At 68.7% G+C, this 24322-nt stretch carries 21 protein-coding genes; 15 read left to right on the top strand and 6 right to left on the bottom strand.

Annotated features, from left to right (window positions below):
- Positions 1–10 precede the first annotated feature (10 nt).
- From ACZ4E1_RS29220 to ACZ4E1_RS29245, 6 genes are all read right to left on the bottom strand, one after another.
- Positions 11–1354 carry a tyrosine-type recombinase/integrase gene (locus tag ACZ4E1_RS29220; RefSeq protein WP_467544926.1) on the bottom strand — a complete coding sequence of 448 codons (1344 nt, stop codon included), beginning with the start codon at positions 1352–1354 and terminating at the stop codon, positions 11–13.
- Between the two features lie 14 nt (positions 1355–1368).
- Complete coding sequence (locus ACZ4E1_RS29225) at positions 1369–1665, bottom strand: helix-turn-helix transcriptional regulator (protein ID WP_467544929.1); 297 nt, start codon at positions 1663–1665, stop codon at positions 1369–1371.
- Positions 1666–2875: 1210 nt separating this feature from the next.
- Positions 2876–3367 (bottom strand): TrmO family methyltransferase domain-containing protein, encoded by a 492-nt coding sequence (locus tag ACZ4E1_RS29230; protein WP_467544932.1) that lies wholly within the window; start codon positions 3365–3367, stop codon positions 2876–2878.
- A 39-nt stretch (positions 3368–3406) separates the two neighbouring features.
- Positions 3407–4798, bottom strand: a complete 1392-nt coding sequence (locus ACZ4E1_RS29235) for a Tat pathway signal protein (protein WP_467544935.1) — start codon at positions 4796–4798, stop codon at positions 3407–3409.
- Between the two features lie 145 nt (positions 4799–4943).
- Positions 4944–5483 (bottom strand): GNAT family N-acetyltransferase, encoded by a 540-nt coding sequence (locus ACZ4E1_RS29240; RefSeq protein WP_467544939.1) that lies wholly within the window; start codon positions 5481–5483, stop codon positions 4944–4946.
- Entirely contained in the window at positions 5480–6757 is a 1278-nt protein-coding gene (locus tag ACZ4E1_RS29245) for an XRE family transcriptional regulator (RefSeq protein ID WP_467544943.1), read from the bottom strand. Before ACZ4E1_RS29245 ends, ACZ4E1_RS29240 begins: the two co-directional genes overlap by 4 nt.
- A gap of 497 nt (positions 6758–7254) precedes the next feature.
- On the opposite strand from ACZ4E1_RS29245, the gene ACZ4E1_RS29250 reads away from it, so the two are divergent.
- From ACZ4E1_RS29250 to ACZ4E1_RS29320, 15 genes are all read left to right on the top strand, one after another.
- A complete protein-coding gene (locus tag ACZ4E1_RS29250; protein ID WP_467545332.1) occupies positions 7255–7656 on the top strand; it encodes an ATP-binding protein in 402 nt (133 codons plus the stop codon).
- A 124-nt stretch (positions 7657–7780) separates the two neighbouring features.
- Complete coding sequence (locus ACZ4E1_RS29255) at positions 7781–8302, top strand: DUF6415 family natural product biosynthesis protein (RefSeq protein WP_467544947.1); 522 nt, start codon at positions 7781–7783, stop codon at positions 8300–8302.
- Positions 8303–8883: 581 nt separating this feature from the next.
- A complete protein-coding gene (locus ACZ4E1_RS29260; RefSeq protein ID WP_467544950.1) occupies positions 8884–10329 on the top strand; it encodes an ATP-binding protein in 1446 nt (481 codons plus the stop codon).
- Positions 10326–10736 carry a roadblock/LC7 domain-containing protein gene (locus ACZ4E1_RS29265; protein WP_467544953.1) on the top strand — a complete coding sequence of 137 codons (411 nt, stop codon included), beginning with the start codon at positions 10326–10328 and terminating at the stop codon, positions 10734–10736. The genes ACZ4E1_RS29260 and ACZ4E1_RS29265 overlap by 4 nt, the downstream gene beginning before the upstream one ends.
- Positions 10733–11089 (top strand): DUF742 domain-containing protein, encoded by a 357-nt coding sequence (locus tag ACZ4E1_RS29270; protein WP_467544956.1) that lies wholly within the window; start codon positions 10733–10735, stop codon positions 11087–11089. The genes ACZ4E1_RS29265 and ACZ4E1_RS29270 overlap by 4 nt, the downstream gene beginning before the upstream one ends.
- Positions 11067–11657, top strand: a complete 591-nt coding sequence (locus ACZ4E1_RS29275; RefSeq protein WP_467544960.1) for a GTP-binding protein — start codon at positions 11067–11069, stop codon at positions 11655–11657. The genes ACZ4E1_RS29270 and ACZ4E1_RS29275 overlap by 23 nt, the downstream gene beginning before the upstream one ends.
- The gene (locus tag ACZ4E1_RS29280) at positions 11654–12829 is read left to right on the top strand and encodes a cytochrome P450 (RefSeq protein WP_467544964.1); all 1176 of its coding nucleotides are present in this window, start codon (positions 11654–11656) and stop codon (positions 12827–12829) included. The genes ACZ4E1_RS29275 and ACZ4E1_RS29280 overlap by 4 nt, the downstream gene beginning before the upstream one ends.
- Before the next feature lie 13 nt (positions 12830–12842).
- On the top strand, positions 12843–14075 hold the full coding sequence (locus ACZ4E1_RS29285; RefSeq protein ID WP_467544966.1) for a cytochrome P450 family protein: 1233 nt from the start codon (positions 12843–12845) through the stop codon (positions 14073–14075).
- Between the two features lie 20 nt (positions 14076–14095).
- Positions 14096–15325: a GntR family transcriptional regulator gene (locus ACZ4E1_RS29290; protein ID WP_467544969.1), complete on the top strand. Its 1230-nt coding sequence runs from the start codon at positions 14096–14098 to the stop codon at positions 15323–15325.
- Positions 15326–15454: 129 nt separating this feature from the next.
- Positions 15455–15640, top strand: a complete 186-nt coding sequence (locus tag ACZ4E1_RS29295; protein ID WP_467544972.1) for an FxLD family lanthipeptide — start codon at positions 15455–15457, stop codon at positions 15638–15640.
- Positions 15641–15726: 86 nt separating this feature from the next.
- Positions 15727–17766: a lantibiotic dehydratase family protein gene (locus ACZ4E1_RS29300; RefSeq protein ID WP_467544976.1), complete on the top strand. Its 2040-nt coding sequence runs from the start codon at positions 15727–15729 to the stop codon at positions 17764–17766.
- Positions 17763–18833, top strand: coding sequence for a lanthionine synthetase C family protein (locus ACZ4E1_RS29305; RefSeq protein ID WP_467544979.1), 1071 nt, complete (start codon positions 17763–17765; stop codon positions 18831–18833). Before ACZ4E1_RS29300 ends, ACZ4E1_RS29305 begins: the two co-directional genes overlap by 4 nt.
- A gap of 36 nt (positions 18834–18869) precedes the next feature.
- Positions 18870–20915, top strand: coding sequence for a methyltransferase, FxLD system (gene fxlM, locus ACZ4E1_RS29310; RefSeq protein ID WP_467544981.1), 2046 nt, complete (start codon positions 18870–18872; stop codon positions 20913–20915).
- Positions 20916–20919: 4 nt separating this feature from the next.
- The gene (locus ACZ4E1_RS29315) at positions 20920–22032 is read left to right on the top strand and encodes a hypothetical protein (RefSeq protein WP_467544985.1); all 1113 of its coding nucleotides are present in this window, start codon (positions 20920–20922) and stop codon (positions 22030–22032) included.
- Positions 22033–22265: 233 nt separating this feature from the next.
- The gene (locus ACZ4E1_RS29320) at positions 22266–24206 is read left to right on the top strand and encodes an ATP-binding cassette domain-containing protein (RefSeq protein ID WP_467544988.1); all 1941 of its coding nucleotides are present in this window, start codon (positions 22266–22268) and stop codon (positions 24204–24206) included.
- Positions 24207–24322 lie beyond the last annotated feature (116 nt).

Below are 24322 nucleotides of genomic sequence, written 5' to 3' on the forward strand. Positions count from 1 at the left end.
ACCTCGCTATTTACGCGCGTCGGACGGTCGAATCTGCACTCAGGATCGAGCCCTGGGGAGAATCTGGGGAGTTTGGACCAGCACTCTCCTCCGCCGGCTCCCCCAGCAGGCTATCGATCGCCCTGCGCCCCTTCTTCCCCGCCTCCGGTATGAAGTGCGCGTAGTGATCGAGCGTGATGGTCGGCGATGAATGCCCCAACCACTTGGCAAGGGTGACGACCGACTCTCCGGCCTCCAGCACGAGGGATGCATACGTGTGCCTCAACACATGGAACCCGTCCTTCGGTGCCGCTTGCCACTGCCAACGCCGCGTCCCCTTGACACGCGGAGGGATGACACCTGCCCTGGCCAGGGCAGGCTTCCAGATCTCGGTGTTCCACGTGTTGGCGGCAACCGCGTTCCCGTATTTCGTTGTCAGTACGAGGCCGAACTTCTTGCGCTCCCTGTCCGATTCAGGACCGCCCCAGGGAAGCTCGACCTTGTTCCCGGGGTAGGCCCTGGCATGCTTCACCAGCTCGTCGGATACGGAACGCGGCATGTCTACAACGCGCGTTTTGCCGCCCTTTGGAAGGGTAAAGTACTTCCGGCCATTGACAATTTGCACCTGCCGTCGAACGTGGAGGACTCCGCGCGCGCGGTCCACATCCTCCATGCTCAGACCGAAGACTTCCCCCTGACGCAGACCGCACCCAACCCCGAGAACTACCGCTATACGGTGCCTCTGGCTGATCTCATCACGCACCCTCCGAGCGAGCACCTCAGGCCATGCCTCGCGACGCTCATCGGGCAGCTTCGACCACCGGACCGACTTGGACCTCATCGGGTTCCGAGCAAGACGCTTGTCATCAACCGCTGTCTCCAGGACGCTCGACAGCGTCGAGAGGATGCTGCGGGCGTACCGCGGCGAGCACGAGGATTCGAGCTTGACTATGTAGGCACGCAGCTCGGCCGCAGACACCTTGTTCAGCGATACATCACCCAGGTGCGGTATCACGTGTAGCCGTATCCGCTCATCGATCCCCTTGCGCGTCTTGACCTCACCACGCACACCCGGCATCCAGTACCGCTCAACGTATTCAGCGAGCGTTATGGAACCGTCCCGTGGATCGACGAACTCGCCGCGCTCCTGGTCGGTACTTGACCGCCGGAGCCACGCCTTGGCGTCCTCCAGGACGTCAAAGGATCGGTCCCGGACTCCGGGTATACCAGCGACCTTGTATCGCTTGCCCTTTCCGTAGCGGGCGGTTCGCTCTCGTTTCCCGGTGATCGGGTCCTTCTTCTTCTTGATCCAACGGTCCTCGATATAGCCGGCCAGGGGACTCTCCTTTTTCGCGAGGATGCAAACGGTGCTCAATGACGAACGCAACGTCAGGCGCTGCGGCGGGTGCGTTGCTGTGGATCTGCGCTCAGCGGGTTCAGGGCCAGGTTGGAACGGGAGTCGGCCTGCTCCTGTTCGCGGATCCAGGCATCGAGGGCTTCCCGCCGGTACATGACGCGACCGCGGGGGCCCATACGGAAGCTCGGTGGTCCCTGGCGGCGGTGGCGCCAGACGTAAAGGGTGTGGGGTGAGAGGCCGAGGTAATCGGCGGCGTCCTTCACCGTCAGGAAGGCCGCGCGTACGGCTGCGGAGGAAGCGGTGGGGGCGAGGTAGGGCCGTGCAGACATCGGAGTTCTCTGTGAGTGCGGGAGAGGGGAGCCCGGATGGGCGGAATCCAATGCTCCGCCTAACCTTTGCCCGTTGCGAGATAAGAAAGGATCGCGGACAAGCCGCGCCTCGGACTGCCGTTACGCAGGCCGTGCGGTCGAGATCGGCTCACCCGGCAGATCAGGAAAGGCCAGGGCAGCTTCGAGTCGATCCCAAGGAATTCGCCCCGTGTCGGCTTGCGAAGGCAGTACGCGAAGCGTTCGGCGAGACGAGGTGCGCTCATTCGCTCTACTGCCATGACGAGACCTGCTGCTGCGCACATTATGAAGGCAGGGACGAACCGCCTCGCAGCGAAGTTGGGCACGGGGCATCGCAAATCCATACATGGGATGAGGCTCCTCACAATGGGGCACGCAGAGCGCCAGGGCGGAGTCAACAACGACGGGCCCCCTCCAGCACAGAGAGGCATCACTGGCTATCAGCCTGTCGGCGTTGCAATTCAGGTCAACAGCAGTCACGATCCGGTCGTTACCTCCCTATGTCTCTACGCCGCGGTCAACTGCATCCGCCACGGCTCCACCGCCAAGCACAGCCGGGTGCGAACTCCCTCAATGGTCTGCATGATCCCCGGTTTCGGTAACCGGGGATCATGGCCTATATTCCGCGCCGAAATCGAGGGCTACGAGGTCATTGAACGGGGGGGGGGAAGGAACACCGGCGGCGCAGACGCAGAGATAGGGCTGCAGAGACGACGGCGTAGTCCGCCTTCGCCTAGGCGGCCCACGCGTTCACGAGCCGAGCTCCACGTGGATCGGAGCGGTAATGCGGGCAGGTCGAAGCGCGACTTTCGGCAGCTGGGCCTCCTTGCTAGGGACCATGGCGCGAGACCGGAGGCGGACGCCGCGCCGGAGTGCCGACGCCCACGCCACGAGAACGTCTCTAACCTGTAGTTTTCCGGGGGAGCCTGTACGTTGGCATGGTCCCTCGGAGTGGTTCCAGTCCCTCGAGGCTTTCTCTCGTCTGCCGTGGGCGAATCCACGTTTGGCTGTGGTCTTGTGTAAGACGCCACACGGCGCACTTGTTGCGCCCCTCGGGCCGCGAGGGCTGGGAGCCGGGGAGGTTGACCGCTGGCCTGCTCGCGGGCAGCCAGCCCTTCAGGAACCTGGGCTCGCTACCGCAACGAGTCAACGAGACGCCCACGACCGCCGGGCGCTCAGATCCAGGTCCTCCTCACCTTTCAGTTCCGGAACGCCAGGCAAGGTTGGTCCAGTAGTCCGTCAGCATCTCTCCCGGCCACGCGGGCTCGCGAACCTCCCCGCGCGGCCCCATCTCCGCAAACCATGGCGACAGGTCGTAGATCTTCGTCCCGACCACAGCGTCAAGGTCGGTCACATGCAAGCTAAGCCCGTCGACCTTCAGCAAGCGGGGAAAGCTCTGCGCCAACTGATTGGGGCGGCGGTGGTTACGGTGGGCGAAAGTGCCGGTGGCCGGCCAGTCTGTGTTTCCGCGTGGGCTGCGCGCGTGGTACTCAACGGCATCGGGGGACGCCTGGTCGAAATGCCACACGACGACCAGGTGGGAGAACTCTTCCAGGCCCTGCACGGAATCGAGCGGGAACCTCCCGTCGAGCTGGATCACCGACTCGACGCCTCCCCAGTAGTCGTCGGCCACCTCGGTACGGCCCGCGACAACTTCCCCGATCGGCTCGATCTCCAACGCCATGGCCCCAGCCCTTCGATTAGGTCTCGACGACACGGGTGATCAATCTACTTGGGTCAGGTACGACACCGCTCGGGCGTCAAGCGCCCCTACCGCGGGGATGCCGCGCTTACGGTAGGGCGACATGAGGCGTCGCATGTCGACCACCGTCTGGCGGGCTCGACCTGAGTAGATACCGCCCTCCATCGCGTCGAGGACTTTGGCCCATGTCGCGCATGCCTCCTCGACGCCGCCCTGCGCGATCTGCGTGGCGCCCATGTATCCGAGGGTGACCGCATGCGTGCGCCGGAACGCGGCGCCTCGTGTGCGCACGGAGCGCCGGAACTCCTTGACCGCGCGCCGGGGATCGCCAAGGTCCCGCAACGTGCAGGCGGTCTCGTGCGCGAGGGACGCTTCGCCGAAGAAGAAGGTCCGGTCAGGCTCCCTGATCCCTTCGCTGGCGTCAGCTAGGTCGTCTTCGGCTCGGAGCAGCGCCTTTGCCGCCTCCTGCTTGTGGCCATTCGCGGCGAGTGTGCGCGCGTGGACTACGCCCAAGAGCGCCCGCTCGCGCGGGGTGGCTGCCGCGTACCGCTCGCCGTAGACGGAGGTCTGGGCGATCTGGAGGGCTTTGCGCCGGAACCCGAGGTCCAGGGCCTGGTGCGCCATGGCGCGCAGGATGTGTCCGCACAGGGGGGCGTCCCCGGAGCGGGCGGCCAGCTTCACCGCGGTGTTGAAACGCCGGAGGGCGACCGCGTGCTCGCTGTTGTCGAAGGCCATCCAGCCGGACACGTAGGCAAGCTCCGCAGAGGCGGAGAACATCGCGCGCCGCGTCGAGTCATCGGCGAACCTCCCCTGAAGCAAGTCGTGGGCTTCGTGCTTCAGGTACTCGTCAACCGCCCGGCGTCCATGGCCACCGCCGCGCTTCTGGTCCATGCGGGAGAATGCCAAGGTCAGTTCTCGGACGGTCTCAACATCCCCGCGTCCGACGCGCTTGCCCGTCGACGCCTCCTTCACCGGGGGCCGCGACATGGCGTCCCACCAGGTCTCCTCCGGAAGGATCAGGGCCGCCGCGGAGTACACACCACCCGCCAGCACACGACGCCGGTCCGTGTCCACGTCACTCCCCAGTTCATTCAGCGCGATCAAGGGATCGACGCGCCAGTCCAGCGCTCCTTGCGCTGGTGAGGTAGATGCTGCGAACCCGGCTTCTTCCGGCGTGATCTCACGCTTCAAACGACGGGTCAGCGCCTGGCACAAGATAGCGGGCGCGACCCCTGTCGGCTGGACGCCTCCGACCCACATGCTCACGTGGGAGCGGCCGATCTTCGAGTTCTCTCGAACCTCGCCGTTCAGCGACTCGGCGGCGACCCGATTGTACGCGGATACCGCTTGTGCCCGTGTCCAGCAAGCTTCCAGAAGAAGTGCGGCTAGCCGCTCGTTCCTCTCGCGCGCCATCGTGCGCCCCCGCCACTGATAACGATCTTTGACCACGTTGACCGAGCCGCCCGGCTCAAATCTCAGGACGGCGCGGATCCAAAGTAGTGCTCAACTGATCTGTGGCGCAGGGAAGATAGCCGAAGGCATCCCGCGTGGCGCACCGTCAAGCCGTTGAGCGAATCATCACGGTGAGACGCGGCGAGGCCGGAGACGGCTGGCTGTGGCCAATGTCCTCGTACCCCCATGACCGGTACAGGGCGTGAACCTTCCCGTCTCCAGCTGCTTCGTTGACCATGAGCGTCACGTACGGCTCCTCCCGGCCGGCCAAGAGCGCGTCGTGGATGCGTCGCGCTACGCCGGAGCCTCGCCACGCTGGAGAAACGCCGATCTCCTTCAGCGCCAGGACCGCGTGCGCCGTGTATTTCTCGTCGGGTGCCGGGCTGGTGCGCTGCCAGTACCGGTCTCCGTCCTCGATCGTGTTGCCGTAGGCGTACCCCACGGGCCTCTCGCCCTCGTAGGCGAGGACCGCTTGAAAGCCGGGTTCGACTCCGTGCCGGTCCAGCCGCTCGCCGAAAGAAGAGACCGCATAGTTCGCGAGGTGGAGCAGAGGTGCCCGTACTTCGGCGTAAACGTCGAGCAAGTCGCCGCGCACGGCTTCCAGTTCGGTGAATGATCGGAGTTCGATGGCAGGTGCCGAGGTCATGCGGTGGCCCTCCAGGAGGCGGTGTGCTCGGTCCAGATGCGTGCGCTGGCACTGCCCGGTGCAGTAGCTCGCAGGGCAGCACCAAACTCCTGAAGCATGCGCGATACCCGGGGGTGATGGGTAGCCGCCTCCGCCGGAACGTGCATGGCCGTGCCAGTGGCTGTGTCGACATCGCCCTGTGCGAGCTGGGCCTGTGCGAGGCGGCTGGTGGCGATGGCGCGTGAGCGCTTCATGTGCGGTCTGAGCGCGGCCAAGCACTGGTGCGCGTGGTACTCGGCGGTGGACCAGTCACCCGCGGCGAGGTGGGCGGTGAGGGCGAGGGAGTGAAGTTCCGCTTCGTCGTAGAATGCCAGGAGCCATACCGGCCGGGAGGCACCGGGATCAGCGCGATGCATGGCTTCGTGCGCTTGGTCGAAAGTGCGCGGGAGACCTCGCCGCTCGTGAGCGGCGCCCTGGATAGCCATCTGGCGGGCCATACCCAGAGAAGCGAACATCGGGTCACGGCGCGTGATGTGCAGGTGCCGTGCTACGTCGTTGGCTGCTCGGGCGTCCGTGGGGCGCCCCATGTGCCGGTAGAGGCTGCCGGCGTGCGACCAGATTCGGAACTTGATGCCCTGATCCCCGGACAACTCGGCGAGCGCCTGGGCTTCCCGCATGTGGGCGACGGCGTCTTGGAAGCGGCGGCCGTCGATGGCAGCCCACATCGCAGAAGATCGGAAGCTCGCCGCGGTGGCGTAGAGACTGCTCCGCACGCGCTGGGTTGCGCTTCCCGAGTTCTGGAGATTCAGGGCTGCGCTGGCAAGGTCGACGGCGCGCTTCTCGATGTCCAGTTGTCCGCCGCGCTTGTGGTCGCTGGCGACCACGGCAGCGAACTTCTCTTGAAGCCGTCCGACATCACTCATGCCGATCTTGCGCGATGAGGCGGTGGCTGGGGTGGCGGCAGCCACGGCCGCCGAGATAGTCCCAGCGACGAGGGTGCGGCGGTGCATGGGGTCCTCCTGCGGTGGGGCTGCCGTGGAAGAGGAGCGGCCCCGTGGCACGAACCCTAAGTCGACAGCGGACATCCCCGAGATGTCCTCCAGGGCCTTCCTCGTAGCCGTGTTGGGCCATCGAACGCGCCCGGATCGCCACTCCCGGACATGACGGCCGTCGTACGTTCCGAGTTTGCCGGTGAGGTCTTCCAGGGCTTCATTTACGGCTTTGGCCAGGCTGTTTGAGCTGTACCGATGGTCTTCCATCCACGCTCTAAGAGCCTCGTTGCGCGTGGCATCCATGACCGCACCGTAGACCGTTGCGCACGCACAGCTAGGTAAAGGACTCACCAAAACCCCCTAGGTGACTCGCCTCTGTTCCGCACCTCATCCCCTAACCAGCCGCTGCAGACGCGGAGTTACCTGTTCCACACGGCACCGGACTGCTCGCGCACTCCGCGGCAGACCGGCATGACGGTCCCGCCAAGAAGAGCAGACGAACGACAAACGATCTTTGACCACCTTGACCACCACCAAGCCCTTGACCCCATGCCGATTCCACCGGCCACGCGGTTCGCTCTTAGTAGGCCAGCCTCACGACGAGCGGGAGTACCCCACATGAACTCCTTCACGGACAGCTCCAGCGTCACGCGTGATGTGTGCCCGCCTGACGTTGGTCAGTGGCTGCGACAGGTCACAGGTGCTGAACGTCCCGAGGGGCCCGTGCCTCGCGCTCTACTCCGACCTGTCCATTTGGGAGGCTCCCGATGACCTTGGCCACAGCAGTCGCGCCTGCGGCGATGCCGCCCCTGCCGCGGACGTCGCACGCCTTCGAGGTGGCCTTCGCTCCCTCCCGGCGTCGGGTCGGAGCCATGCGCCGAATCACCAGAGCTTTCCTGGGGCTTTGGGAGATGCACGGCCCGTTAGCCGACAACGTGGTACTCGCCGTTTCTGAGCTGGTCACCAACGCCATCGAACACGGCGAGGGAGACGTCGCCCTACGGGCGCAGTACGCAGACAACGAACTGCACGTCGCGGTCACCGACGGAAGTCCGGCTCCGGCGAGCCTACGTGCCCCCAAAGACAACGACGACTCCGGCCGCGGCCTGCTCCTCGTCACGGCCCTCGCGGACGCATGGGGCGTCAGTGAGGACGGCAAGACGACCTGGTGCGTCTTCCGCGTCCCCGCGGGGAGGCCGTGATCCCTCGGGAGGCCGCTGCGCAGATAGGCGAGCAGTGCTCCGCTGGCGACGTTACGGCCGACTTGGTCCTCTTCGGCCTGCGTTCCTGGCAGTTCCAGATCCAAACCGCAGACGAGGTAAACGCATGGCTGCACTGACCGCCATGCCCGAGAGGAGTTGTGTCGTGCGCCTTCCGATGGCTTTCCGCCGGCGCTTTGCCATTGACAGACCGGTTATGACCGGCGCCGTGTCGAGGCAGCAGCGTGATCCGTCGGCAGCCGCCTTGGAGACGGTGGCACTCGTGTTGGACGAGGCAGCGCCACTGCCGGAGTGTGCTGAGGACGTAGAGGAACTCGCGCAGCGCCTCCGCGGTCACATCAGCCAACTCGGGCTCTTGCTCCCGCCGGGAGCGCCCGGGTTGCGCGGCGCACAGCGGCTCGCTTCGGAGGACGTCCCGGACGGCTACATGCCCAGCAAAGTGCATCTGATCATGCTGGCCGAGGCAACGCAGGCTCTTGTCTCGACCGTGCCAGCTCGCGGTGTTGACCTCGCGAAGCCCACGCAGAGACGGCGTTGGCGGAAGCCGGGGATCAACCTGCTGCGCGGATCGGTCTTCGCGGTTGCCTTCGCCTGCTTGATTCTGGCCGCGTCGGTGCCCCGACCATGACCATCACCGGAGCAGTTCTGATCTCGCTGATTCTCGGCCCCATGGCGTGGCTGACCCTGCGGGGTGGAAGACCAGCTCGCCGAGTCGCTCCGCTGAGCGAGGACTCACCAACAGAGCAGAGCGAACCTGCTGTCGACACAGCCCTCCCCTCACCTAGGCACGGGGAGAGCTGTCGGCGGTACGCAAGTGGAACGGAAGTAGAACGGCTGGTGATTGGCCCCGAGTTGGCCGAGCGCCACGCTCAAGAACGTCTCCAGTCCGCGCCAGAAGTTCCAGACCCCGACGCCGCAGCACGCTTAGCCGCCCGACCCACTGACAAGGATTCCCATGTCTGACAGCGCGTTTCCGACACGGCCGGCCGCGTCCGGCCGCCGCCGAAGGCGCCCCCCGCAGATCGGCGCGTTCACGGTGCACTGCGTCCGGCGCGCCGTGACACCGCCCCTGGCTCTTCTTGGAGCGTTGCTGCGCGACTTCCCTCAGGCATTCATCCACAGCGGGGGCAGTGGATCCGCGCGAGTGCAGCAGCGTGGCGCGGGAGCGTCTGCGACTGAGGCGTACGTCCTCATGGCGGTGGGTGCCTGATGAACACGCTCGTCATCACCACTCTCGTCCTCATGACGGTCGTCGCCGGAGCGGCAGCCTGGGTCGCTCGTCGCGACCGGCTCGCGGCACGGCAGCAGGCGCATCTCCTGGCCCGCGAGAAGCAGGCCACCGAGCAGGCTCTGGACCGGCTGATCCAGGAGGCGCTGCCGCAGATCCACAGGGCTGGAGGCCAGGCTGCCTTGCCTGTTCTGGCGCCGGAGTTGGCCGGCACCGCGCTCGGCGAACGGCTGGAGCTCGCGGTCCGGGCGACCGCCAGTCTTGCCCAGGTCATCGTCCGGGACGTCGAGCACGCCGCGCACCAGGAGATCGACCAAGTCAGGACACGCGGAGCGGAGGAGCTGCGCCGTGCGCACACCGATGCGCAGGCGGAGATCTCCCGGGTGCAGGCGAACGCCGTGCGGTCGACAGATGCCGCGGTGCGGAGCCTGTCGTCGGCACTGGTGCTCTTGGCCACCCGCACCAGCCGCAGAGTCAGCACGGGAATCCGGGAACACCAGGACGATGCCGTCTTCGAGACACTGACCGAGATCGACCGCACGGTCCAACAGACGCTGCTGGTCGCCCAGGGCTGGACCATTCTGGCCGGTGGGAAGCTGACCCGGCACTGGACCACCACCACGTTGACCGATGTCGTTCGCGCCGCGATGGGCTACGTCGAGGACTTCAGGCGCGTGGAGCCACAGGAGCTGTCGCTCGCGGTGAAGACCCGCGTCGTCGGGCCCGTCGTGCACACCCTTGCCCTCCTGCTCAACAACGCGCTGCGGTTTTCCCCGCCGTCGTCCCACGTGCACGTCTCCTTCGAGCAGGGCCATAACGCGGTCACCATCATCGTGGACGACAGCGGCCTGCAGATGACGCCGGAACAGCTCGACGAAGCACGGGAGATCCTCACCGGCCAGCAGACCGACGACATCACGCAGCTCGGCCCACAGCCCAAGACCGGATTCCGGGTCGCCGCCGCGCTCGCGCGCTCCTACGGCTTCCGCGTCGAGGTGCAAGCCCCCAACGCGCTGCTGGGCACCCGGGCGCTGCTCACCCTGCCCCAGGACCTGCTCACCAGCGTGGACGACGCCGACCCCATGCCTGCGAAGCACAGCGTTCCGCAGGGCGCGCTCGCCGCGGTCCCAGAGACCCGTCTGGCGCTGGCCTCGCCGGCGCGGAACCCGCAGCCCGTCCCGGCACCGGCACCCCCGCTGGCCGAGGAGCGCCTCGATGCGTCGGCCGCTGCCGGGACGACGGCCAGCGGCTTGACGGTGCGCAATCGACGCGGCCCCCGGGCATCTGGTCCGGCCCGCCGCCCGGTCAATGCGGAGCCGGGGCGAGCGAGCGTGATCGTCGACTGGGCGCGCGGTACCCAGGCAGCACGTGGCGACCTCGACGGCACCCCTTCCCTGAACCCTGATGAGCAAGGACACGAGGCATGAGCGAGATGAACATCGGCTGGCTCCTGGAGCGTCTGGAGGAGACCGATGGCGTGGAATACGCCGTGCTGGTTTCGGCCGACGGCATGAACCCGGACTACACGCCCCGCCTCCCGCGGGAGCAGGCGGAGAAGATCGCCGCCATCACCTCCACCCTGTGGGCGTCGTCACGGTCCTTCGACCACGAGATCGGCGGCGGGGGCGTGCGCCAGCTCGTCATGGAGTTGGTCGACCACATCTCTCTTCTCATCCCGGCCGGAGAGAACACGGTTCTCGCCGTCGGCACCAGCAGCCCTCACGTCGACATCGGCGTGATCAGCGAGGCGGCCTTGCGGCTGGCAGGCAGCGTCAGAAAGCAGCTGAGTGTCCAGACCCGGGTAAGCAGCGGCGCGGAAGCACCGCCGGCATGAGCAGGCCGCGGCTGGATCCCGATCTGGTCAGGCCGTATGTCCGCACGGGCGGACGTACCCGCCCGAGCACGGATGTGCGTCTGGAGAGCGTGGTCTTCGCCGCGACCGGCACCCACCCCGGACTTCGTGCCGACGGACGCCGCCTGCTGGGGTTGTTTGCCGACTCTCGTGGCGGCGGCCTGTCCGTCGCCGACATCTCCGCCGCACTCGACCTGCCGTCCTCGGCCGCCCGCATCCTCGTCGCCGACCTCATCGGACTCGGCCTGATGACGCTCGCCCAAGCACAGGCCGACGATGCCCCGTCCACCTCACTGCTCGAAAGGGTCCTTCATGGCCTCATCGCTGCCCCCTGACCGGTTCGTCGCCCCGACGGTGACGCAGACCGCGAAGATCGTGGTCGCGGGATGCTTCGGCGTGGGCAAGACCACCTTCGTGGGCAGCGTCTCCGAAGTACCGCCCGTGCGCATGGACGAGACCATCACCCGGGCCAGCTCCCCGGTCGACGATCTGGCCCGCACGCCGGGGAAGTCCACCACCACTGTCGGCATCGACTTCGGGCGCAAGCATCTCGCCGACGACCTGGTGCTGTACCTATTCGGCACCCCGGGCCAGGCCCGGTTCCGTTTCCTGTGGGAGGAGTTGATCGTCGGCGCCCTCGGCGCCCTGGTCCTGGTGGACCCCCGCGATCTCGATGCCTCCCACGAGATCCTCGCCCTGCTCGAAGACAACGGCGTGGCCTACGCGGTCGCGGTCAATCAGTTCGACGGCGCACCCCACTACCCGCTCGCCGAGATCCACGAGGCGCTCGCCCTGGAGGGGCACACGCCGCTGAGCGTTTGTGATGCGCGCGAGCGGGCGTCGTGCATGCAGGCCCTGATCCAGCTCACCAAATACCTCGTACGTCTGGAGCACCGACCGTGAGCACCGCACTCCCTCGCATCTCCCTGTACGAGCCGGAATTCGCCCAGGACCCGCACGACTTCTACCGGCGCATGCGCAAGCAGTTCGGTCCCCTGGTCCCGGTGGACCTGGCGCCTGGCGTGCCCGCCACCCTGGTCGTCGGCTACGAGGCGGCCCGCCGCATTCTCGGGGACCCGCAACGCTTCCCTGCCGACCCGCGCCGGTGGCAGACCACCGTTCCGGACACGTGCCCCATCCGGCCGATGATGGAGTACCGGCCCAACGCCCTTCGCTCCGCCGGCGCCGAGCACGCCCGCTACCGGGCCGCGAACACCGCAGCGCTCAAGGCTGTCGACCAGCACGCACTGCGCGATCACGTCGAGCAGGTCGCCGCCCGGACGATCAGCGCGTTCGCTCTCGACGGGAAGGCCGACATGCTGGCCCAGTACGCCTGGCCGCTCGCCTTCCACACGCTCAGCCACCTGCTTGGCTGCCCCGACGAGATCGGCGAGCGCATCGCGGACGGCATGTCCAAGATTTTCGACGGGGTGAACGCCACGATCGGCAACCAAATCCTCGGTCAGGCCGTCAGCGATCTCGTCGCCCTGCGCCGGGCGCATCCCGGTGACGACGTGACCAGCCGCCTCCTCGCCCACATCGCCCGGCTCGACAACGCCGAGATGAGCCACCAGCTCGTCACCCTCTACGGCGCCGGCATCGAGCCGCTGACCAACCTGATCACCAACACGCTCCTGGAGATGCTCACCAACCCCGACTTCTCCGGAGACCTGCATGCCGGCGACTCCTCCGTCCGCGAAGCCCTGGACACGGTCCTCTACCGAGACCCTCCGCTCGCCAACTTCTCCATGAGCTACCCGCCCCGCCCGGCCGACGTCGGCGGCTACCTGCTTCCGGCTAACGAGCCGGTGGTCATCAGCTATACCGCCTGCAACAACGACGCCGCGCTAGGGCGGGCTCCGCTGGGAAACCGCGCCCATCTCGCGTGGGGCGCCGGCCCGCACAGTTGCCCGGCCAGCTCGCACGCCTACCTCATCGCGGAGACCGCCATCCTCCACATCCTCGACGCCCTGCCCGAGATGGACCTCGCCATCAGCCGCGAGGACCTCACCTGGCGCCCTGGCCCCTTCCACCGCTCCCTGGTGACCCTGCCGGTCCGTTTCTCCACCAGCTGAAGGAGACCTCGCTGTGCCCGAACAGCAGATACTTGTCCTCGACCCCACCGGCAGCAACCCGGACGCCGAACACCAGGCCCTGCGCGAGCGCGGCCCCGCCACCCTCGTGGACATACTCGGTGTGCGCGCCTGGTCCGTCTCTGACCCGGCCCTCCTCAAGCAGCTGCTCACTAGCAAGGACGTCTCCAAGGACGCCCGCGCCCACTGGCCGGCCTTCGCAGACACCGTCACCACCTGGCCGCTGGCCCTGTGGGTCGCGGTGGAGAACATGTTCACCGCCTACGGCGCGAACCACAGCCGCCTGCGCCGCATGATCGCCCCCACCCTCTCCGCCCGCCGGACCGCCGCGCTCAAGACGGACATCGAGACCCTGGTCACCGGCCTGCTCGACGACCTCGCCGCACGCCCGGCCGGAGAGAGCGTCGACCTGCGCGAGTACCTCGCCTACCCACTTCCGATCGCCGTCATCGGACAGCTCATGGGCGTCCCCGCCGACCAGCGCGCCGAGTTCCGCTCTGTGGTCGACAACGTGTTCGCCACCCACCTCACCGCCGACGAACAGGCCGCCAACACCGCAGCCCTCTACGGCCTGCTGGACGCCCTCATCGCCACCAAGCGGACCACTCCCGGCGAGGACATGACCTCACTACTCATCGCCACCCGCGACGAGGAAGGCGACGGCTCCGCCCTCAGCAACGCCGAACTGCGCGACACGCTCCTGCTGATGATCAGCGCCGGGTACGAGACCACGGTCAACGTCATCGACCAGGCCCTCACCACACTACTGTCCGACCCACGCCAGCTCGCCCACGTCCGGGACGGCCAGTGCACCTGGCAGGACATCGTCGAAGAGACACTGCGGCACCAGCCCGCGGTCAAGCACCTGCCACTGCGGTACGCCCTCGCCGACATCCCGCTTCCCGACGGGCAGACCATCCCCTCCGGCGACGCCATCCTCGCCTCCTACGCCGCCGCCAACCGCCACCCCAACCTGCACCAGGACGCCGACCAGTTCGACGCCACCCGCATCAGCAAGGAGCACCTCGCCTTCGGGCACGGCGTCCACTTCTGCCTCGGTGCCCCGCTGGCCCGCCTCGAAGTCGCAACAGCGCTCCGCCTGTTCTTCGAGCGCTTCCCCGACGCCCAGCTCGCCACCAGCTACGAGGACCTGCCGCGGCTGCCGAGCCTGATCAGCAACGGACACACCACCGTCCCCGTACTCCTGCGTCCGACAACCACCAGGTGAACTCAACGAGGAATCCCGCCATGACCACCATCGCCCCCAGCTCAAGTGCAAGGGCGCTGCCACGCGCTCACCCCATGCCCGTTACGAGTGCCTGCGCCTCCGAAATGCCGGCGCGCGACGAGCCCGCCTACAGCGAAATCCTGGTTGCGCTGCAGAACTTCGCGCGCTTGAACCTCCCGATCAATCGCAACGCGCGGTCCGACCGCATGTTGATCCGAGAGTTCGTCGACCCGTGGCTAGCAGTAGCCGAGGACCGGCTTCGTGAGGCCAGTGGATCGCCTTCCAACGAAGCTCGCTGGCGGAAGATCATCGCCGACATGCGCAAGCCCGAGGGCGAGGTGGATGTCGTGGCTTTGTCCATCGCTGCCCAGGTCCTTCTTCGAGCTCTGCTGGAAGCCTCTAAGCGAGGGCCGAGGGTGCGAGAGGTCGCCGACCACATCCGAGAGAGCATCAACAACGGCACCTACCTGCCGGGCAGTTCCCTGTCCGCCGGACGGATCGCCGCCGAGATGGGGTGTCCGCGCAACCTTCTCGGCCGCGTGCAACTGGCCCTCAAGGACTTGGAGCAGGAAGGGCTGGTGACGCCTTCCCAGCGGAATCGAATGCGGGTTGCCGGCGAGCAGACAACACGGCCCGACCCCATCAGCCGCGTGACGGACTGGCTGCGGCTGCTCATCCAGGCAGGCGTATATCCGCCACTAACCACCCTGCCCACTCGGCGCGACCTCGCACGCCTCCTCGTCACCCCCACAGTCGTCGTCACCCAGGCCCTCCGTGTGCTACACGAGGAGAAAGCGGTCACGGCCTACCAAGGGACACGCTCAAGGGTCCGCCATGCGCTCCCGTTCAAGACCGCAGAGCCTTCAGACCTGACCGTCCTTCTCCCCCGGCTGGCAGCAGGGGCTCTGCCCCATGCTGACTTACGGCGCGACAGCATCGTGGAGATGCGTCGACAAGCCTGGGCATGGTGGCATACGCGGTCTACGCCCCACCCCGACGCCCTCGCTCGCACATTCAGTGCGCTGACGGCTGCGGCCGAGCAGTTGCTCCCTCTGGCAGCGCAGCAGCATCCGGGTGACCGGCACGTCCAGGCGCTGCTGCGGCTGACGGCTGTGACCGCGCTGGCCGAGCAGGCACAGGAGTCCGACTACCGGGTGTGGAGGACCGCGTGCCTGGGGGCCGCGGTCGTCGAGGTTCTCGGACTGATCCCCGAAGACGCGACCCTGCAGGCATCCCCCGCAGCTGCCTGAGAGCACCACACCGACCCCGGACACGCGACTGATCAGGCGGCTTCGCGCCCGTCGACGTCCGGCAGTTAAACCCCGAGGCCCGGCCGGGCCTCGGCATCTCGCACCATCCACCACTCCTAGGAGGCATGTATGACCGCCATCCAGGCCGAAAGGCCGACCACCTCCAAGCAGGCGAACCTCGTGACACCCGATGACGACCCGTTCGGGCTCGACATCACGTTCATCGAGGGCACGCCGGCGACCGAGACGGTCCTGATGTGCAGCACGGGCGACACCTGCGGCAGCTCCTGCCCCAGCGCCTGCACCACCTCGTAGCCGGATCACCCGGGCAAGGCAGGCCGGACGGGGGTTCCCCCCGTCCGGCCTGCCCCCGCCGCCACGCAGAAGATGAGGAGAGCTGAATGACACGGCACCGGCGCAGCCTGTACGAGGCCGCGGGGAAGGCCATGCTGCGCGCCGCGGTCCACACGACCGAGCCCGCCATGCCGCCCTGGCCAGCACGCACGGCGCCCGTGGACGAGTGGCGCACGTGGCTGAGCACGGTGTGGTCCGACACCGACTTTCGCCGGACCGTGTCGCGGGCGAGCCCTCACCTGGCGGACCAGGTGCAGGCCATCATCGACGGCCGCACTCCGAAAGCACGCCGCATGCGCCGGGCGGCGCTGGCCACCGCCCGCTACGCGATCCGCTACGCCCACCGCTCCACACCGTACGGCCTGTTCGCCGGCGTCGCCCCACTCGGCTTCGACCAGACCACCTCCGTCCGCATCGGCGACGAGCACCAGGCCGTTGCCCGCCCCGAGCCAACCGGGCTCGAGGAGATGCTCAGTGCCTGGGAGAGCGACGCGGCGCACATGGCCGACGCCGAGGTCTGCGTCAACACCCTGATCCAACAGCGCGACCAGCACATCCACGTGCCCTCCGAGGGCGACGCCGAATTCCGCCTCGCTCTCAGCCCCGCGCTGCGTCTCGTACTCGACCTGGCCCGATCGCCCATCGGGTACCGCCAGTTGTCCGCCAAACTGGCCGCGGAGTTCCCTGCCGTGGACGCCACCGCGCGCGACCGGCTGCTCGGTGAACTGCTGCGGGTGCGGCTGCTGCGTTCCTCGCTGCGCGCACCCGCCACCGTCGTCGACCCCACCGACGTCTTACGGCCTGCGGAGCGCGCGCAGACAGCCGGCCTGCGGACAGCGTGCGACGTGCGGTTGGACGCCGATGTGCGGGTGCCCGAACAGGTGCTGACCGAGGTGGAGACTGCGGCGACCGTCCTGGCCCGCCTGGTCACCCATCCGACCGGGACACCGACCTGGCGTCGGTGGATCGACGAGTTCTCCGATCGCTACGGCGAGGACACCGCGGTGCCGGTGGAGGCGGTGACGGACCCTGACCGGGGCGTGGGCTTCCCGGCCGGATTCGTCACGGCGAGCGAACCGCCCCGGCCGATGTCCCGGCGCGACCGCCTGCTGCTGGAGCTGGCTGGCACTGCCGCCACCGAAGGCAGCCGCACCGTCGCGGTGACCGGGGCGATGATCGATGAACTGGAGGCAGCGGCCGGCGACAAGCCCCGCGACCTGGCGCCTCACCTCGAACTGGCCGCGCAGGTCCACGCCGCCTCCGTCCCTGCTCTGGACCGGGGCGACTTCCGGCTGCGCGTGCTGACCGTCTCCCGCTCGGCCGGATCGATGACCGGCCGGTTCTGGCACCTCTTTCCCGGCTCCGAGGCCGCGTACGCGAACCTGCCCACCGCCGATCCGGAGGCCGAACTCGCACAGCTCTCCTTCCACGCCGGACGGGTGCCGGCCGACCTACTCACACGCGCCCCGCAGGCCCTGCCCCGCGTCGTCAGTGTCGGCGAATTCCGCCGTCCCGAACCACACGTCCTCTTCCCCCGCGACCTCTCGGTCACCGTCACGGACGGACGCCCCCAGCTGGTGGAGTCCGCGACGGGCAAGCCGTTGGAGCTGCTGGCCCCCACCGCCATCAACTTCCTGTGGAACAACTACACCCCGCCGATTGCCCGCTTCCTCGGCGAGATCAGCCGGGCGACCTCCCCTCAGGTGACCTGGTTCGACTGGGGTGCCGCTTGGGCCCTGCCCTTCACCCCGGCCCTCACCTACCGGCGCACCATCCTCACCGCCGCCCGGTGGAAAATCCGCAGCCGCACGCTGCCCACCCGCTCCGCACCACTCCAGCAGTGGGCCGACCAACTTCATGCCTGGCGGGGCCGGTCCGGGGTACCGGAGCGGGTGCTGCTCTCCGAGGACGACCAGCAGCTGCCCCTGGATCTCACTCGCGATGTCGACCTAGACCTGCTGCGCGCGCATCTGGACGCCAGTCCCTTTGGGATCGCCACTCTGCACGAGGCTCCCTCGGTGGACGCCGACGGGTGGATCGGCGGCCGGGCCCACAGCATCGTCGTACCCCTGGCCAGGCGCTCATGACCACGACGACCGTGCCCCGTACGCAGGACCTGTCCGAGGGAGCCCTGGGGATGGCCCTGCTCGACATCGAGCGCCGTGACCTGTCCACCGCCCGCCGCCACCTCACCCAGGCCACCGCCCAAGGCGTGAGCACCGGCAGCAACGCCAGCCTCTTCCACGGCGCACCCGCCCTGGAGTTCGTCCTGGCCCGCGCCCACGCAGCTGACGACGACATCCGTACGGCGGTCGACCGCGTCGTGGACGCCCGGCTCGCAGCCGCCCACCGCCGTCAGGCGGCCGGCGCGCTGCCCCATCTCGCCGAATGGGACCTCATCCGTGGCATGACCGGGCTCGCCGCCCTGTTGCTGTCCCGGCGCCCGCTCGCTCCCCAGCTGTCCGACGTGCTCGCCTGCCTCGTCGCACTCGCACGCCGCGCCCGCGTTGACGACCGGACGCTGCCCGGGTGGTGGTCGGCCACCGGCCCGGACGGACAGCCAATGGCCGGCGGGCACGGCAACAACGGCATGGCCCACGGCATCGCAGGGCCGCTCGCCGTGCTCTCCCTCGCCCTGCGCGAAGGCGTCAGGGTCCCCGGGCAGGAGGAAGCCGTCGGTACCTTCGTGACCTGGCTCGACCGGCACGGCGCCCACTACTGGTCCACCGCAGCGCACCTGGACGCCGAGCAGCCGCCAGAGGCGGAACCGGCCCGCCAGTCCTGGTGCTACGGCCAGCCCGGCATCGCCCGCGCCCAGCAGCTCGCCGCGCTCGCCCTCGGCGACCCCGTCCGCCGCCGGGCGGCCGAGGACACCGTCGCAGCCATCCTGACCGACCCGCTGTGCCTCGCCCGGATCACCGACTCCACGCTCTGCCACGGATGGGCCGGCCTGCTGGCGCTCACCCGCGCGGTCGCGGCCGACAGCCCCGCACCCGACGGCTTCACCCCGATCATCAACGACCTGCACCGGCGGCTGGCCGCCGACTGGGAACGCCTGCCCAAACCCGGATTCATGGAAGGCCGTGCCGGAGCCCAACTCGCCCTGAACGCCACCGACAACACCGGCTGGTCCCGCGTCCTCCTGCTCACCTGACCGCCGCCCTGCCGTCTCGCAAGGAGCCTCCTGCCCATGACCTTCGACGATGAGAACCTGCCGATCCGCCCGGACTTGCCCTGGTGGCACGCCTCCGTGGCCTTCCCCGTCCCGCGCGCGGACGCCGCACGGGCGCTGGCGACCGCGCTGGCCGGGTACCGCTTCCACTTCCTGCGCAAGGACGCCGGCGTGCGCCTGCGCATCGAACAGCCCGTCGGCGGCCTGCTGGACCAGCTCGTCGCCGACCGCGTGATCACCGGCTGGACGGGCGGGATCTACGAGCCGGAGACCTATGCCTTCGGCGGCATGGAGGGCATGGCGGTCGCGCACGACGTGTTCTGCGCCGACAGCCCGGCCGCGCTCGCCGCGACCGGGTCTCCCGGCGCCCGCGAGCGCAGCGTGATGTTGCTGTCCGCCATGATCCGCGAAGCCGGGCTGGACCCGTTCGAAGCCGGAGACGTGTACGCCCGGTGGGCCGCCCTGCGTCCCCCTGTCACCCCGCCCCAGGGCCTCGCCCTGGACAGGGCCGTCTCCGCAATGCGGCGCCTGATGAACGCGGACGCCGCCCTGCGCCCGGACGCGGAAGCCGGCTGGGCCGAGAGGGTCGCCGCGTTCGAGGACGCCGGCCGCCGCCTGCGTCAGCTCGCCGCCGACGGCCGACTGATACGCGGAATCCGGGGCGTCCTCGCCCATCACGCGATCTTCGCGTTCAACCGCGCAGGCGTGCCTGCCGACGCGCAGGCCGCCACCGCGTGGCTCGGCCGTCACGTCGCCTTCTCCACCGGAGAAGGCTCCGACGTGTCTACCCGCAAGTCCGCCCCCGCGGACCCTAGCCTCCCCCGAATGGAGACCACCGTGACACCCGAAACCAACCCCAGTCAGCTGCGCGAAGCCCTCGCCCAGCGGCTCGTCGACAGCGGCCACCTGCGCAGCCAGGCGGCCATCGACGCCTTCCGCACCACCGACCGGCACGCCTTCCTGCCCGGCGTCGACCTGGAGAGCGCGTACAAGGAGGACGCTGTCCCGATCAAGCACGACGAGCACGGAGAGATGATCTCCTGCATCTCCGCACCGTCCATTGTCGCCACCCAGCTCGAACAGCTCGGCGCCCAGCCCGGCCACAAGGTCCTGGAAGCCGGAGCCGCCACGGGCTACAACGCCGCCCTCCTCGGCAAGATCGTCTCCCCCGGCGGGCAGGTGTGGACCCTGGACGTCGACCAGGACCTCGTCGCCGGCGCGGGCCAGCACCTCGCCGAGGCCGGCGTAGACAACGCCACCGCGGTCATGGCCGACGGCGCGGCCGGGCTGCCCGAGCACGCCCCCTACGACCGCATCCAGTTCACGGTCGGCGCCGGCGATGTCCCCGTGAAGATCCTCGACCAGCTCGCCCCCGGCGGACGCCTGGTCCTCCCGATGCGCATCCGCGGCAGCATCTCCCGCTCCTTCGCCTTCGAACGCGACGGGGAGACGTGGAAGACCGTCTCCTGCGAGATGGCCACCTTCATCCCGCTGCGCAAGGGCGTCTGCGACGACGTGTACACCCTCGTGCCGATGGCCGGCGAGGGCACCGTCCGCCTGGAGACGTTCAGCGAGCAGGACGTGGACCGCGATGCCCTGCGTACTGTCCTCGACCAGCAGCAGACCAAGCTCTACACCGGAGTGAAGTTCCGGCAGGGCTCGGCGTGGGAGTGGCTGTACCTGTACCTGGCTTGCGTGCTGCCCAACGGCCTGTCCCGGCTGCCGGGCCAGCGCCCCGGGTTCACCCCGCACTTCGGCTGGGGCTCCATGGCCGCCCTCGACGGCGGGTCGCTCGCGTACCTGACCATTCGTGAAGGCGAGGACGAGAAGGGCCGGTACTGGGAGGTCGGTGTGATCGGTCACGGCTCGGGCGGCGCCGGCCTCGCCGAGCGCGTCGTGGACGAGATCCGTGCCTGGGACGCGACCGGCGGCAACGACGCCCCCGAACCGGGCTTCCGGATGGCCACCGCCGACTCGCGCGACCGGCTGACGGCGGACGACCCGCGCTTCGTCGTCGACAAGCCCTACAGCCGATTGGTCGTCGACTGGGCGCGCAAGGGCTGAGCCGATGATCCCCGCGATAGCCAGCCGTATCCCTCTGGTCCGCCGTACCAAGGCGCCCGCGCTCCCCTTGGAGGAGCGCATCAACCACCTCACGGGGCTGACCGTCGCTCCCGCAGGTGCGAGCCACCACGACCTGGTGGCCCGCGCCTGCGGGGTACTCAACTACGCCGCGCTGATCGCCTCCGATGTCGGCCTGCCCGACCTGGCCACCGATCTGTGCTGGCGCCAACACCGGGTCTTCGCCGACGCCGGACGCCTGAGCGGACGGGTCGCCGTCATGTCGCTGATGCCGCTGGTCAACCTCTCCCGGCTGCTGACCCGCGACGGCCAAGGGGAAGCCGCCTACGACCTGCTGGTCCGCCTCAACCATGCCGCGCGGCACCAGGAGAAGACCGAGATCGACGGCCGCACCGTCGACCTCTCGGCCCTGACCGGCACGGACGAGGACCACCAGGCGGTGTGCCAGGAGCTGTACGTCACCCTGCTCGTGGACGGCGCCCGCGCCCTCGCCCGCATCGGACGATGGACCGATGCCGCCAACGCCATGGCCCAGCACCGCGGCATCGGAAACCGGCTCCTCGACGGCCGCCAGATCAAGGCCATGGCCCTCATGGAACAGGGACTGGACCATCAGGCCCGCGACCTGATCGACAACACCCAGCCCACCGAGCCCTGGGAGACAGCCGTCGCCCTCCTCCTGCACGCCCACTGCCGACCCGCAGACGCCCCCGTCCCCGAAGCCGACCTCGACCACACCCTTGATGAAGCCGTCCAGCTCCTCGTCCACCCCGATCCGCCGACCGCCGCCTTCCAGACCCGGACGGCTCTGTCAGCCCTGGAGCTGGACCGCACCGGACGCCATGCCGCTCAGATACTCGACGCCCTCGTCAGCGTCGCCCGACTCGACGCCTACGCAGCACGAGACGCGCTGCACCACCCCGGCGCCGCGTCCGCCGTGGACGACCAGGCGACAGCCACACTGACCGCGGTGATCGCCGCGGCCGGACTAGGAGCCGGCGCCCTGTCCGCCCACGACCACGAAGCCCTGACAGGCGCGGTCGGCCACGCCGAGAGGGAGCTGGAGAGGCTGCTGCAGGCCGATCGGGATCCCGGTTAGGAGGGGACGACCGTTGTGCCCCGGCGTACTGCCCACACGGTTTGGCGGTGTCGGCGTTTCGGCCATTTCCTGCCCGCAACCGTTCCAAGCCAGACCTGGGATCGGGCGCCTGCGAGGTCTGCGGACGCAGGAGATAGCGGGCTTCACAGCACGACCGAATGACGTGTGTTCGATATCGCAGCCACGTCGTTAGACCTCACGACTCAGCCGCAGCGACCGTCCTAGGGGGAACGATGACCTCGGCCATTACACAGGACCAGCCTCCGCAACCCTCCAAGGGAACCGCGCCGGACGACGAACAGCAGAGAGCCGGTGTTCGAGAAGAGGAATACCTCTACCGCGACGAGTCGAGGCTCCAGGCCGGCTCCCAACTGACCTCCCGCACCATGGCGCGGCGGCTGCCCGCACTGGTGCGGCGCTCGGTGCAGATGGCCTGGCGCGTGGACCGCCTCGCGACCATCGGCCTGCTCATCTGCCAGATCGGGACCGGAGTACTCGCGGCCCTCGGTCTCCTCGCCGTCACGGGCACGATCACGGCACTGATCTCCTCGGGCGACATCACCGAGCGGCTGTGGGACGCCGCCCCGCAGCTGGCCGTAATCACCGCCGCCGCCGGCCTGCGCGCGTTGCTGGGCATCGCCGTTGTCTGGCTGACCGGCCGTCTGCGCCCGGTGCTCGGACGGGCGGCGGAGCTGACGATGATCGAGGCCGCGCTCGGCGCGGAACTGGCCGCGAACAACAAACCCGGCTACAACGACGCCTACGACATCGCCGACCGCGGCGCCCAGGTCACCCCCGACCTCGTCGAAGAAGCGCAAGACGTCCTCGCAGCCACCGCCACGCTCGCGGCCGGCGCCACCGTCCTGACCGTCCTGCACCCCCTGCTGCTTCCCCTTCTCTTCCTCGCCTGCCTGCCGCAGGCCGCCGCCTACGTCCGCTCCGCCCGTGTGATCTACCTAGCCGGACTCGAGACCTCCGGACGGCGCCGGATGCTGGGCAAGCTGCGCTGGCACATGGCCTATCAGGAATCCAGCGAGGAAATGCGCGCCTGCCTCGCCGGCCCCTTCCTGATCGGCCGGTACCGGCGGCTGGCCGCCTCGGTCAACGCCGCCGAGCGCAAGGCTGCGAACACCGGTGCCTGGATGGGGCTGGCCGGAGCAGTGGCCGGCGGGATCGCCTCGACTGCGGTGTGGGCGGCGCTGCTGTGGCTCCTCGCCTCCGGGCGGATGAGCCTGGCAGCCGGCGGTGGCGCCGTCTTCGCCCTGCAGACCGCCACCGGCTCGGTGCGCGGCATCATCAACGGCGGAGCCCGCCTGGTGCGCACGGGCTGGTACGTGCAGGACTGGCAGAACTTCCTCGACAACGCCCACGGCCAGGCCATGGCCGACTCCCGCGGCGCCGCGACCGTCCCCGCGGCCCCGGAGCGCTTCGAGGTCCGCGACGTCACCTACCGCTACGACGGCGCCCCCAAGGACAGCCTGAGCAACGTCTCCCTGCACGTGCGGCGCGGGGAGATCGTGGCACTGGTCGGGGAGAACGGCTCCGGCAAGACGACCCTCTCGCGCCTGCTGTGCGGACTGCTGCTGCCTACCGAGGGCGACGTCGCCTGGGACCACGCCTCCACCGCGGACCTGGACCCGTGGCGGTCGTGGGAGCACGTCGCCCTCGTGCCGCAGAAGTTCACCTACCTGCCGCTGACGATGCGCGACAACATCACCTTCGGACAGGGCGACACCAGCGACGCCGCCCTGCTCGCCGCCTGCGAGGCATCCGGCGCCGCAGAGATGCTTCCAGGGCTCCGCTCGGGCCTGAACACCCTCCTGACCAGCGAGTGGTTCGGCGGACAGCAGCTCTCCGGCGGGCAGTGGCAGCGTCTTGTCCTCACCCGCGCGTTCCACCGGCAGGCGGCACTGCTGGTGATGGACGAACCCACGGCTGCCCTCGATGCCCGCGCTGAGCACCGGATCTTCGCCGGCCTGCGCGAGCTGGCAAAGGACCGCGCAATCCTGCTGATCACACACCGCCTCACCAACGTGGCTGTCGCCGACCGGATCGTGGTGTTGAACGAAGGGCGGATCGTCCAGGAGGGAACCTACGCCCAGCTCACCCAGCAGCCTGGGCTGTTCCGGACCCTGTGGGAGCTGCAACGCCGGATGAGCGGCGACGCCCCCTGATCACCGGGCCGCGCCAGACCACCGGTCTACCGGGCAGAGGCACCGGCCCGTACCTGCTCCCCTCGCACCACGCCCCAACCGCCCGATCATCCTCGGAAGGAATGCCGTGACGACTT

The sequence above is a fragment of the Streptomyces sp. NPDC025806 genome (genome assembly GCF_055558275.1).

Coding starts and splice junctions, on each gene's coding strand:
- ACZ4E1_RS29295 (WP_467544972.1), top strand. CDS start 15,455: ATGACCGCCATCCAGGCCGAAAGGCCGACCACCTCCAAGCAGGCGAAC.
- ACZ4E1_RS29270 (WP_467544956.1), top strand. CDS start 10,733: ATGAGCAGGCCGCGGCTGGATCCCGATCTGGTCAGGCCGTATGTCCGC.
- ACZ4E1_RS29315 (WP_467544985.1), top strand. CDS start 20,920: ATGATCCCCGCGATAGCCAGCCGTATCCCTCTGGTCCGCCGTACCAAG.
- ACZ4E1_RS29250 (WP_467545332.1), top strand. CDS start 7,255: ATGCCGCCCCTGCCGCGGACGTCGCACGCCTTCGAGGTGGCCTTCGCT.
- ACZ4E1_RS29260 (WP_467544950.1), top strand. CDS start 8,884: ATGAACACGCTCGTCATCACCACTCTCGTCCTCATGACGGTCGTCGCC.
- fxlM (WP_467544981.1), top strand. CDS start 18,870: ATGACCTTCGACGATGAGAACCTGCCGATCCGCCCGGACTTGCCCTGG.
- ACZ4E1_RS29245 (WP_467544943.1), bottom strand. CDS start 6,757: ATGGATGCCACGCGCAACGAGGCTCTTAGAGCGTGGATGGAAGACCAT.
- ACZ4E1_RS29230 (WP_467544932.1), bottom strand. CDS start 3,367: ATGGCGTTGGAGATCGAGCCGATCGGGGAAGTTGTCGCGGGCCGTACC.
- ACZ4E1_RS29305 (WP_467544979.1), top strand. CDS start 17,763: ATGACCACGACGACCGTGCCCCGTACGCAGGACCTGTCCGAGGGAGCC.
- ACZ4E1_RS29290 (WP_467544969.1), top strand. CDS start 14,096: ATGACCACCATCGCCCCCAGCTCAAGTGCAAGGGCGCTGCCACGCGCT.
- ACZ4E1_RS29235 (WP_467544935.1), bottom strand. CDS start 4,798: ATGGCGCGCGAGAGGAACGAGCGGCTAGCCGCACTTCTTCTGGAAGCT.
- ACZ4E1_RS29225 (WP_467544929.1), bottom strand. CDS start 1,665: ATGTCTGCACGGCCCTACCTCGCCCCCACCGCTTCCTCCGCAGCCGTA.
- ACZ4E1_RS29240 (WP_467544939.1), bottom strand. CDS start 5,483: ATGACCTCGGCACCTGCCATCGAACTCCGATCATTCACCGAACTGGAA.
- ACZ4E1_RS29255 (WP_467544947.1), top strand. CDS start 7,781: ATGGCTGCACTGACCGCCATGCCCGAGAGGAGTTGTGTCGTGCGCCTT.
- ACZ4E1_RS29275 (WP_467544960.1), top strand. CDS start 11,067: ATGGCCTCATCGCTGCCCCCTGACCGGTTCGTCGCCCCGACGGTGACG.
- ACZ4E1_RS29300 (WP_467544976.1), top strand. CDS start 15,727: ATGACACGGCACCGGCGCAGCCTGTACGAGGCCGCGGGGAAGGCCATG.
- ACZ4E1_RS29265 (WP_467544953.1), top strand. CDS start 10,326: ATGAGCGAGATGAACATCGGCTGGCTCCTGGAGCGTCTGGAGGAGACC.
- ACZ4E1_RS29320 (WP_467544988.1), top strand. CDS start 22,266: ATGACCTCGGCCATTACACAGGACCAGCCTCCGCAACCCTCCAAGGGA.